The organism is bacterium, assembly GCA_040756715.1.
GTDB lineage: Bacteria > UBA9089 > UBA9088 > UBA9088 > UBA9088 > JBFLYE01.
Map to the genome: position 1 here is coordinate 1 of JBFLYE010000023.1, position 11,541 is coordinate 11,541.

The window sequence follows — 11,541 nt, forward strand, 5'->3', positions numbered from 1 at the left end:
TTCTTTTCTTTAAACAAACCACCCAGCCTTGCCTCACCAAAACAGATGAGGGGTTTTTCTAATAACAATGCTTCTAATCCTACATAGCCTGAACCAATTATAATCTCTGAGGAAGCAATGATCTCAGTTATAGAATCCTGCCAGCCAATAAAGGTAATCACCTCTCCCATGACTTTGTTTATTCTCTCTAATGCCTCCTTAACCTCCTTACTTCTCTTTCCATCTCCCACAATCAAAAGCCTTGTTTTAGGAATACTAGATAAAACCTTGGGCATTGATTCAATGGCAAGCAAAGCACAATCTGCCTTAGGCCCATTCATCCTTGAGATATAGGCAATTTCTAAAGGGGTTTTGTCTCTTGCTTCTTGTTCCTGAGTTTTTACTTCTATAGGATGGGGAATAACCCTTATTCTTTTCTCATTTATGCCAAACTCATTGATAAGATGATCCTTTATTATCTTACTTGGAGCAATAACAATCCTTCCAAAGCAAGGAAAAATCTTACTGGAAAAATGCACCGGAAGCATCCCATGAACCGTAGTAACATAAGGAATACGGCAAAATTTACAGGCAAAGTAGGCAAGAAAGGAGCCTGCCCTTGAATGGGTATGACAAATCTCTATTCCTTCTTTTTTAATAAGAAAGATTAGGCGAATGATATTTTTTATCCTGCCAAAAAGGCTTTTGTTGTTTCTATGAATAGGTAAAGGATAGAATTTACCCTCTATATTCCTATGCATTTTATCTGAGGTATAAAATAAGAGATTACCTTGCTTGGTAAAGAAATTACCCAAAAGCACAGCATAGGTTTCTGCGCCGGTAAGAAATTCTTGAGAAAGGATATGTAAGATATTCATCCAAAAAAACTAACTTCGTATGTGTTTAGCTCCTCCCTTGTATATTTAAGCTTCCTTTGATAAAAAGCCATAATCAGCCAACTATTAGATAATCTTAAGGAAAATTTTATAAAACTTAACCTTTTTCAATTCAAAATTCAAAATTTAGAATTCAAAATTTCTTAAAAGGTGGATGAATTTTTAAACAGATAAACACACACTATCTATTTTTGCACTAAAGTAATGGAAGATACTATAACCTAAAGACATTCTCTCCTTGGTTATTCTTTATGCTGAACACATACATTAAACATTATGCTGACTAGACCTTGCTACATTTATTATCAATCCAACAGAGATAAGATTGGAAAGCAAAGAGGAGCCACCATAGCTTATAAATGGAAGGGGAAGCCCTGTGGTTGGAATGGTATCTGAGACAATTGCAATGTTTACAATTGCTTGAAGAATAATAGAAAAAGTAAGAGAAAAGGCAAGAAAAAAGCCTGATTGAGATTGGGCTTGACAAGCAATGGAAAAACCAAAATAGGCAAAAAGGCCAAATAGAACAAATACTATAAGGCTTCCCAAAATAAAACCAAGCTCTTCTCCAATAATAGAAAAGATAAAATCTGTATATGGAAGGGGAACCCAGGAAAGTTTCTGCTTACTCTTTCCCAATCCAACACCAAATAACCCTCCAGAACCCAAAGCAATTATTGATTGCTCAACCTGCCACCTATCCGCTTCTTTATCACTGGTATTTTCAACAAATCCTTTAAGCACCCATTTCACATTGCAAGCAATGGGACATTTGCTTAAAAATGCCCTGATTCTATTCCTTGCATACTCTTTGCTTCCAATTATTGGTGCCATAATAATAGAAAAGATAAGGAGAAGGAGAAGGAGATGCCTTATCTTTATTCCTGCAATAAAGAATACAGAAAGGGTAAGAAGGCAAAAAAATACAGCCATTCCATAGTGAGGTTGAACAGCAAGGATAGAAAGGATAACCCCTAAAATAAGGCAGGGAGGAACAAGACCTTTTATAAAACTTTCATTAGAATCCTCTTTTTTTGAAAAGAATGATGATAGATAAAGAATAAAAAATACCTTTACAAGTTCAGATGGCTGACCCCCCATTATCCATCTCCTTGCGGTCTTATCAGTATGAAAAAGCAAGGTAGAAGCAAGAAGCAACAAAAGCAAAAAAAGAAGCAAAAATGAATATTTATTCCACCATTCTAAATCCTTTTTTAAGATAATGATAATAAAGATGGATAAAAAGCCTATAGAAACCCAAGCCAATTGCTTTACTAGGGAATAATACATCCCTTTTTTAGAAAGGGTATGGGTAACTATGCCCGATGAACTAAAGATCATAAGAAGACCAAAAGCAACAAGGGCAATGGTTATAACAAGAAAGATATTAGCATTTCTTTGTAAAGATTCCTCTTCCATTTTAGTATTTAAGATTTAAACACATACATTATTTAGTCTTTCCTTTAAAGCAAGCACATTCTTTGTAAAAGCCTCTCCCCTCTCCTTATAGCTTGAGAATTGGTCAAAGCTTGAACAAGCTGGAGAAAGGAGAACGCAATCATCAAAGCCTGCTAAAGCATAGGAGAGGTCTACAGCGTCTTTAAGGCTTTCCACCTTATAAATCTCTACAGCCTCCCTTACCATAGAGCCGATAAGGTCAGCAGATTCTCCAAATAATATAAGCTTTTTTACCCTTTCCTTAAGGTAAGGGATAAGCCTTGTATAATCCTCTCCCTTATCCCTTCCACCTGCAAGTAAAATAATGGGCTTATCAAACGATGATAAAGCAGCAATAACAGATGCGATGTTTGTAGCCTTTGAATCATTTATAAACCTTACACCCGATATATTTGCTACCTCCTGTATCCGATGGGGAAGACCTTTAAAATTCCTTATAGTATTTCTTATTGATGAAACCTCTACCCTTAAAATAATGGCAACCAGGATAGAGGCAAGGATATTTTCAATGTTATGAATGCCGATAAGCTTAATATCAGACAAAGGAAATATCCTTTCCTCCTTACCAGCAAACCTCGCCACAATCCAATTATTCCTTATAAAAAGGCCTTCTTGCAGGATCTGTCGGGTAGAAAATAAATATGGTTTTGCCCTGCTTCTCCTTGAAAGGTTAAGCACAACAGGATCGTCTGCATTTATTAGCATAATATCATCCTTTGTTTGATTTTCAAATATCCTTGCCTTTACCTTCATATAATCCTCTATATTTAAATATCTATCAAGGTGATCGGGTGCAAAGTTTAAAAATACAGAGATATTTGGCTTAAATTCAATTATTGTTTCAAGCTGAAAGCTTGATACCTCAAGGATAACAATGTTTTCTTTGGAAATATTACAAGATGTAAAGGGAATTTCAATATTTCCACAAACAGCGGGATTTAGCTTTGCATCTTCAAGGAGTTTTCCAATCAGGGTTGTGGTTGTTGTCTTTCCATTTGTTCCTGTTATTGCAATTATTGGCTGGCCTAAAAGCATTTGAAAACCAAGTTCTATTTCTCCTATTATGGGAATCCCATCAGCCTTCGCCTTTTTTATATATGAAATATCTGATGGTATCCCAGGGCTTACCACGATAAGATCTGAAGGAGGAAGCCTTAAAATCTTTCCACATTGGACAACAACACCCTTTGGTAATTTTTTAATTACCTCCTTAAGCTCTTCTTCCCTTTTCTCATCAAAGGCAATAATATGAGCACCAAGCCTTGTAAGGAGATGGCAAGAAGCAATCCCAGATTTACCTAACCCCAAAACAATTACATTCTTATCCTTAAGATTCAACATTATCGTATCTTGAGTGTAACAAACGAAAGGAGGACGAAGATTATCGCAATTATCCAAAACCTTATAACAATCTTTGACTCATACCATCCCTTCTTTTCAAAATGGTGATGAAGGGGAGCCATAAGAAATATCTTTTTCCCTGTTATTCTAAATGAGATGATCTGGATGAGTGTAGAACCTGCCTCAAGCACAAAAAGACCTTCTAAGATTATTAAAGGAATCTCTTGCTTTATAACAAGGGCTATTGTCCCCATTACCCCTCCTAATGTAAGCGAACCTGTATCTCCCATAAAAATTGTAGCTGGATGGCTATTGAACCAGAGAAAACCCAAAGAAGCACCAAGCAAAGATGCCAGATAGACAACAAGCTCACCTGCTTGTGGCACATAGCTTATCTTAAGGTAGGCGGCAAGCTTTATATGTCCAGCAAGATAGCCCATTACAATAAGGCCAAGGCAAACAAAGATACAGCTTCCAATGGCAAGGCCATCCAGACCATCTGTAAGATTAACCGCATTTGATGAGGAGACAATGACAAGAATACAAAAGAGGATATAGAATATGCCAAGGTTAATAAAAAAGCCCTTTGTGAACGGAAAGGCAATGTTTGTGGAAGAAGGGCTTAATGGGTAAAGAAATAAGTATATGCTGATAAGAATAGCTATGCCTATCTCTCCAGATAGCTTTTCCCTTATCTTTAATGGTCTTTTTCTTGTTTTAAGAGAGTCATCAAGAAAACCAAGAAGTCCAAAACCTATTGTTACAAGGAGAATAAGGATTATTAAGCGATTATCAAGCCTTGAGAAAAGGAGGGTTGATGTAATAATGGCAAATAAAATAATTATTCCACCCATTGTTGGGATTGTGCTTTTATGGATATGGTTTTCAAGATATTCTTCCTTCACCCTTTCGCAAATTCCCCTTTTCTTAAGATAATTTATAAAAATTGGTGTAAAAATAAGGACAAAAAAAAGTGAACATAAAGAGGCACAGAATGCCCTTGTGGTAATATACTTAAAAACCCTAAAAAATGAAATATCAGGGTATAAAACCTCGTAAAATAACCAGTAAAACATAAGAAACTAAAAACTTTGCATTTCTTTTAATATTCCCAAGGCAACCTTTTTGTCGGAAAATGGTATTCTTTTATTCCCAATTATTTGGTAATCCTCGTGTCCTTTTCCTGCAATTAAAACAAGGTCATCTTTATCTGCCAATTCTATTGCCTTTTTTATTGCTTCCTCTCTATTTAAAATCCGCAAATATGCTTTTTTTATCCCTTGTTCTATTTCCTCCATAATCATTTCTGGGTCTTCATCCCTTGGGTTATCAGATGTAACAATGGGAATATCACTTAAATCAGAGGCAATTTTTCCCATTATTGGTCTTTTCTCTTTCTCCCTATTTCCTCCACATCCAAAGACAAGGATTATTCTTTTTGGCTTAAGGCTTAATCCTGCTTTCAAGACACAAGATAGCCCATCGGGCGTATGGGCATAATCAACAACCACAAAGGGTTTTTTCCAGATAACCTCAAATCTTCCCGCTGGTGGCTTAAAATTAGAAAGGGTTTCTTTTATAACATCAAAGGAAATTCCATTTGTAAGAGCACAAGATATGGCGGCAAGGCAATTATAGATATTGTATGTTCCATAAAGCCTTGTATTTATCCTCTCTCCTTTAATTGAAAAGGAAATTCCATCTGCATTTTCTTTTATATCACTTGCTTTAATATCAGCATTATTTTCAATCCCGTATGTTATTATCCTTGCTTTTATTCCACTTATAATTTTTTTATAGAAGAAAGAATCAATATTAACAAAAGCGCTGCTTTTCTTACTTAAAGATAAAAAAAGGCTTTTTTTTGCAAGGAGATAATTCTCAAAAGTCTTATGAAAATCAAGGTGGTCTTGGGTAAGGTTTGTAAAGATTGCCTGTTTAAATTTTATTCCAGAGACCCTCTCTAAAGAAAGTCCGTGTGATGACACCTCCATTACAACAAATTTTGCTCCCTCATTTTTTGCTTTTAAAAGGAGCTTAAACATCTCCAAGGGAGGGGGTGTTGTAAGGAGGGTAGGAATATCACAATCCCCTATCCTATGTCCTATGGTTGAGAATCTTGCTATAGAAAAGGAAGCCTTTTTAAAAATTTCCTCAATTAAAAACACAGTGGTTGTCTTTCCATTTGTTCCTGTGATTCCAATAATCTCTAGGGATTGCCCTGGATTTCCAAAAAAGGCTGATGCCAATTGTGATAATGCCCTCCGAGATGAAGGAACAAGAATAAAGGTAAAATCTTCTCCAATATATTTTTTATCCTCAACTACAATACAGGATGCACCCTTTTTAATTGCCTCTTGAATAAACGAATGGCCATCGAATTTTTCTCCCTTAATTGCAACAAAAAGGGAGTTTTCCTTTATATCCCTTGAATCATCTGTGATGCTTTTTATTTTAAAATCCTTAAAATAAAAGACCTCTTTCTCTGAAAGGGAACAAAGAAGAAATGAAAGCTTCATTTCTCTTTCGCTTCTATGCCCCTTTCAAATATCTTTGCAAGAAAAGAAAAAGCTTCCATCCTTTCTTCCTCTTCTTCCTTTACAATTACATCGGGAAGAAATGTAATTTGTTCTGGTTTTGCACTAACAAGGCCATAAGACCTTGCTAATTCCTCAATTCTTTTTGGAGAAGCAAGCCTTGTAATCTCAATTGTAAGATTGGCATTTTTTGTTTTTTCTTTTTTTAACTCATCTTCTTGTCTTGTAATTTCATAGCTTAAATTTGTAATTTTGTTGTTCTCTAAGACAATAAGGAAGAGAAACAAAAAGACAAAAATAGAGAGGAAAATAGCCTCCTTTCTATTTCTTATCCACCTAATCCTTCTTTTCATATTTTTTTAACCTCCACCCTTTGCAATTTTCTCGCCTCCCCTTAGTTTTGCTGACCTTGCTTGGCGATTTCTTTTTATCTCTAAAAGAGTTGGCCTTATTGGTTTTTTTGTTAAAATATTAAATGTGCCCTCTTCTTTCCATTCTCTAAATCTCTCTTTTACAATTCTATCCTCAAGGGAATGAAAAGAGATAACCGCAATTCTTCCACCCTCAGAAAGTAAGGGTAATATTTGATTCAAGGATTCCCTTAAGGCATTAAGCTCATCATTTACAGCAATCCTTAAGGCTTGAAATGTCCTTGTAGAAGGATGTATTTTCCCCCTTCTTCCATGGTATACCTTCATTATGAGAGAGCTTAATTCAACTCCTGTTTTAATAGGTCTATTTGAAACTATTAGCTTTGCTATTTTTTTTGCCCTTGATTCCTCTCCATATTCCTTAATTATTCTATAAAGCTCTTTCTCTTTGCTTCTATTCACAATTATCTCTGCATTTATAGGATTTGTTTTATCCATTCTCATATCAAGAGGATAATCGCTCATAAAAGAAAACCCCCTTTCTGGATTGTCTATTTGATAAGATGAAATACCAAGGTCATATAAAAAACCAGAAACGCTATCTATCCCTATAGAGCTTAAGATTTCTTTTATATTTCTAAAATTCCCCTTTTTAAAAATAACCCTCTCTTTCCAAAAAGAAAGACTTTCCGTAGCCATTTCTAATGCCTCAATATCCTGGTCAATCCCAATCACACAGCCCCCTTTTTCAAGGATTGCTTTTGAATGCCCTCCTAGCCCAATTGTGCAATCCACATACCATCTATCTTCAGCTACATCAAGGATGTTTAATACCTCATCCTTCATTACTGGAAGATGAATCAAGCACCTCTGAAATTTCTTCAAAGCTTATCTTGCTATCATATTCAAGCCACCTTTTTTTATCCCAAATCTCTATTCTATCTGGAAGCCCTAAGATAACAACATCCCTTGAAAATCCCGCATATTCCCTTAACAATGGAGGAATAAGAAGCCTTCCCTGCTTATCAATCCCTGCCTCCTCTGCTCCAAACATAAGTTTTCTGATCAGACCCCTTGCCTTTGCCTTAGGAAGTCTGTTTAATTTATCAACAAAATTTTTCCAGTCCTCTGGAAGATGGAGATAAAGTGAGCCCTCAAATCCCCGAGAGATAACCACAGACCTTATTCCAAGCTCAAACAGCTTTCTTCTAAACCTTGCAGGTAAAATCACCCTTCCGTTCTCAATTACATTTTCTGAGGTTAGTGGTAAAGGAACCATCTATTTCTCCATTTTACTCCATTATATTCCAATATAATATTATTTTACTCCAAAACAAACAATTTGTCAAGAAAAATTTTTGTTGAATAATTAATCTTGCCATTCTCTTCCCTTTTCTTTGTTTACTTACTGAGTAGTTACATTTAAAATTCAAAATTTAGAATTCAAAATTTCTTAAAAAGAGAATGAATTTTAAAAACAGCTAAACATATATACCCTAAAAAATCTAAAAACATTGACAACAAGGTTATACTTAAAGTAAAATTCATCTCTTATGAATAGCTTAGATATTGCTATCATTGCCATTTTTTTGATAAGTATATTTATTGGGTTATTAAGGGGAATAACAAGGGAAATATTTTCTCTCCTTTCCATATTCTGTGGGATAATTATAGCAAGTAGGTCGTATCAGAAATTCTCTTCTTTAATCTTTAAATACATAAACAATGAGCCATTAGCGAACATAATAAGTTTTGTTGTTGCTTTCCTTATTACAAGCCTCCTTGTCTCCCTAATTGGCATAATCCTGGAGAAGATGTGGAAAATTTTACACCTAACCCTATTTGATAGAATTTTTGGTGCTATTTTTGGAATAATCAGGGGATTTGTTCTTATAGGCTTGATGGTTATACTTGTTGAAAAATTTTCTATTGGTGCAATCCAGAGGCTTATGGCTTCTTCTATGTTTTTTCCCTTTTTTTCTTTATTGAAGGATATCCTTATTTCTTTATTTCCATTCCAATTCCTTGAAAAATGAAATTAGAAGAAAAAATAGAGCAGATTGGAAAGCTTCTAGATGAACTTGGTATTGCAGAGATATTTATAAAAGAAAAGGATGATTATATAAAGATTGTAAAGAGAGAAAAGGCTTATGAGGAAAAAAAAGAGCCCCTATATAAGGAGATAATTACTCCCCTCTCTGGAAGGTTCTATAGGGCACAAAAACCAGGGGATCCCCCTTATGTTGAAATTGGGGGAATGGTAGAGCAGGGAAAGACAATTTGTTTAATTGAAGCAATGAAGGTATTCAATGAGATAAAGTCAGAAATCAAGGGAAAGGTTGTAAATATTCTCCCAAAAGATGGTCATTTTGTAAAGGGAGGGGATATTCTTTTCCTTATAGAACCTATATAGTATGTGTTTAACTCCTTTAGTATTATGTTTAGCTATTGGCTCTTGGTTTTTAGCTCAAAAGCTTTGAAATTGAATTATTATTTTACCTTTTTAAAATTTACATGATATGAAAATTTATTTTAAAGAATTTGGATTGTAAAATCGTTAAGAAGGAAAAACTATGTTAAAACTGAGAGGACTTTATTATATCACGCATATTGATAATTTACATTCAATTTTAGAAAAAGGTATTCTCTCTCATAGACAAATAGAACAACAAAAAATTCCTTTTACTTGTATCTACGATGCTGAAATCGTTGATGTTAGAAGGGAAAAGGAAGTTTCAAAGGGACTTACACTATGGGATTTTGCAAATTTATATTTTCAACCACGAAATGCAATGCTTTATCGGGTGGTGGTTTTTAGTAGTGGAATAAACACAAAAGATATAATCATTATTGGTCTTAAGAGTAGTATTTTAAAGCGAAAAGATATTTTTGTTACCACAGGAAATGCAGTAAGTTCTGAGACAGAATTTTTCTCATCAGAGAATGCACAAAAATATATTAAAAATATTCGAGAAAAGACGGATAAAGAATGGTGGGCCAGAGCAGATGGCTCTAAAAGAGAGCTAATGGCTGAATGTTTAGTCCCGGATAATATTAGTCCTGCATACATCAGTGAAATTTATGTGCCAGATCGTGTCACACTAAGTAAAGTAAGAAATATTTGTGGAGAAAATATACCAGTTATACCGGAACCAGAATTGTTTTTTCTTCCTTCCAGACGAATTCATCTCACGGAAAACCTTTCACTTGTTGAAGGAGATATGTTTTTCTCACGAATGCAAACACTTGCTATAAGTGCCAATACAATAGGTGTAATGGGCAAAGGGCTTGCGTCAAGAGCTAAATATCAATTTCCAGATGTTTATGTAAAATATCAAGATTTATGCAAAGATGGAACTCTAAAAATGGGTAAACCATATCTTTATAAAAGAGAAGAGTCCTTAGACTTTATATTAGCTGATGAAGCAGAAAGATTAAATCAGTTCAATTTACAGACATGGTTCTTGCTTTTTCCTACAAAAACTGATTGGCGAAAAATGGCGGACTTCAAAGGAATAGAAGAAGGATTGAAATGGCTTGTTTGTCAATATAAAAATGAAGGGATTAAAACATTGGCGATGCCGGCCTTAGGTTGTGGACTCGGATGGTTGCCTTGGGGGAGTGTGGGCCCAATGCTTTGTAATTACTTGCAAAAATTAACTATACCAGTAAGTCTATATTTACCTTTAGAAAGGAAAATTCCAGAGGAACAATTATCTAAAGATTTTTTGATACATTGATAAACGAAGGTCAAATTGACCAGTTGGTTTATAAACTTTATGGTTTTTAATCTGGCCATAAATGAGCCTTCGTCAGAGGCTGGCATAAATTCCTGGGAGGTAAAGGCAATAAGCCCAATGCTTAAAGCAACACCATACTTGTCAAACAATTCAATCAGAGTATAGAAATCTTTAGGTGAGCGAGTAAGGCGGTCTATCTTATAAGTGAGAATACAATCCATCTTTCCGTCAGTTATGTCATTAAGCAGTTCTTTTAATGCTGGTCTATCCAAAGAAGCACCAGAGAAACCTGGATCACTATATACCTTACAAAGTTTAAGGTTATCCTGACTTCTTATGAAAGCCTTTATCTTCTCTTCCTGAGCCTCACAAGAATTATACTCCTTTTCAGCTTGGTTATCAGTTGATACCCTTGTGTAGATTGCACACCGCATGGTTACTCTCCTAACATTTACTCAGCTATTTTATATTGCTCCTCTTCATCCAGCAACAGGATAGAATTTTGCTTTTTGTCAAAGATTGTAACGAAATTATCTAATACATCCCGACCAAGGAGAGGTACTTCACTTGAATGTGGATCAAGGAAGATATTATAGTATCTTCCATTACTTAGTGCAAAAATAGTATTTAAGAAATTTTGAATTCTAAATTTTGAATTTTGAATTGAAAAAGGTTAAGTTTTATAAAATTTTGAATTCTAAATTTTGAATTTTGGATTGAAGGGTAAGTTTTATAAAATTTTTCCCCTTTTAATTCAAAATTCAACATTCAAAATTCAAAATTTTATATAAAGTTTTCCTTAAGATTATCTAAACCCATACATTTTGTAAAGCGTTATGGAATTAACTATAAGTTCAATGCTGGTTTCAAACAAAATTCATATAACTCTGCATTACTCACCTTCAAATCAGGAAATAACAATTTCAAAAATCCAGCCGCAAGTCGCCAGATAGCATTCTTATCCCTTATATTATCACTGTTTATGTTAAACTGATAGGAATTTGCTTTTGGGCATTTTTTGCTTTGCCACATTCTCGCTTTGCTCGAATTCGGATGTTAACTTCATTTTTGCTCATTATGAAAATATTTTAGCAAAAATTTCTTATTTTTCGCAACCTTGAAGTTCGTTTCTCAAAAATTGCTCTTTGACAGTTTAACTTTTTCTCATTTTATGCCGATAAATATAATAGAGAGGGAACCAGAAGAAGAACTACTTCAA

At 34.5% G+C, this 11,541-nt stretch carries 13 protein-coding genes; 3 read left to right on the forward strand and 10 right to left on the reverse strand.

Features of this window, described 5'->3' with window-relative positions; translation table 11 throughout:
* The 8 genes from AB1397_00695 to AB1397_00730 all read right to left on the reverse strand — a co-directional run.
* On the reverse strand, positions 1-857 hold an 857-nt coding region (locus tag AB1397_00695), incomplete at its 3' end, for a glycosyltransferase (protein ID MEW6481522.1).
* Positions 858-1,142: 285 nt separating this feature from the next.
* The gene (locus AB1397_00700) at positions 1,143-2,294 is read right to left on the reverse strand and encodes an FtsW/RodA/SpoVE family cell cycle protein (protein ID MEW6481523.1); all 1,152 of its coding nucleotides are present in this window, start codon (positions 2,292-2,294) and stop codon (positions 1,143-1,145) included.
* 15 nt (positions 2,295-2,309) lie between these two features.
* A complete protein-coding gene (gene murD / locus AB1397_00705) occupies positions 2,310-3,674 on the reverse strand; it encodes a UDP-N-acetylmuramoyl-L-alanine--D-glutamate ligase (GenBank protein MEW6481524.1) in 1,365 nt (454 codons plus the stop codon).
* Complete coding sequence (gene mraY / locus AB1397_00710) at positions 3,674-4,750, reverse strand: phospho-N-acetylmuramoyl-pentapeptide-transferase (protein MEW6481525.1); 1,077 nt, start codon at positions 4,748-4,750, stop codon at positions 3,674-3,676. Before mraY ends, murD begins: the two co-directional genes overlap by 1 nt.
* Before the next feature lie 6 nt (positions 4,751-4,756).
* On the reverse strand, positions 4,757-6,193 hold the full coding sequence (locus AB1397_00715) for a UDP-N-acetylmuramoyl-L-alanyl-D-glutamate--2,6-diaminopimelate ligase (protein ID MEW6481526.1): 1,437 nt from the start codon (positions 6,191-6,193) through the stop codon (positions 4,757-4,759).
* A complete protein-coding gene (gene ftsL, locus AB1397_00720; GenBank protein MEW6481527.1) occupies positions 6,190-6,564 on the reverse strand; it encodes a cell division protein FtsL in 375 nt (124 codons plus the stop codon). The genes AB1397_00715 and ftsL overlap by 4 nt, the downstream gene beginning before the upstream one ends.
* A gap of 6 nt (positions 6,565-6,570) precedes the next feature.
* The gene (gene rsmH, locus AB1397_00725) at positions 6,571-7,428 is read right to left on the reverse strand and encodes a 16S rRNA (cytosine(1402)-N(4))-methyltransferase RsmH (protein MEW6481528.1); all 858 of its coding nucleotides are present in this window, start codon (positions 7,426-7,428) and stop codon (positions 6,571-6,573) included.
* Complete coding sequence (locus AB1397_00730; protein MEW6481529.1) at positions 7,418-7,861, reverse strand: division/cell wall cluster transcriptional repressor MraZ; 444 nt, start codon at positions 7,859-7,861, stop codon at positions 7,418-7,420. Before AB1397_00730 ends, rsmH begins: the two co-directional genes overlap by 11 nt.
* Before the next feature lie 274 nt (positions 7,862-8,135).
* Between AB1397_00730 and AB1397_00735 the strand changes: the two genes are divergently transcribed.
* From AB1397_00735 to AB1397_00745, 3 genes are all read left to right on the forward strand, one after another.
* Positions 8,136-8,618, forward strand: coding sequence for a CvpA family protein (locus AB1397_00735; protein ID MEW6481530.1), 483 nt, complete (start codon positions 8,136-8,138; stop codon positions 8,616-8,618).
* Positions 8,615-8,995: a biotin/lipoyl-containing protein gene (locus tag AB1397_00740; GenBank protein MEW6481531.1), complete on the forward strand. Its 381-nt coding sequence runs from the start codon at positions 8,615-8,617 to the stop codon at positions 8,993-8,995. The genes AB1397_00735 and AB1397_00740 overlap by 4 nt, the downstream gene beginning before the upstream one ends.
* A gap of 160 nt (positions 8,996-9,155) precedes the next feature.
* Positions 9,156-10,322, forward strand: a complete 1,167-nt coding sequence (locus AB1397_00745) for a DarT ssDNA thymidine ADP-ribosyltransferase family protein (GenBank protein MEW6481532.1) — start codon at positions 9,156-9,158, stop codon at positions 10,320-10,322.
* Here the strand turns inward: AB1397_00745 and AB1397_00750 are convergent.
* Entirely contained in the window at positions 10,226-10,756 is a 531-nt protein-coding gene (locus AB1397_00750) for a recombinase family protein (GenBank protein MEW6481533.1), read from the reverse strand. The genes AB1397_00745 and AB1397_00750 overlap by 97 nt on opposite strands.
* Before the next feature lie 412 nt (positions 10,757-11,168).
* Entirely contained in the window at positions 11,169-11,354 is a 186-nt protein-coding gene (locus AB1397_00755) for a BREX system Lon protease-like protein BrxL (GenBank protein MEW6481534.1), read from the reverse strand.
* Positions 11,355-11,541: the final 187 nt, after the last annotated feature.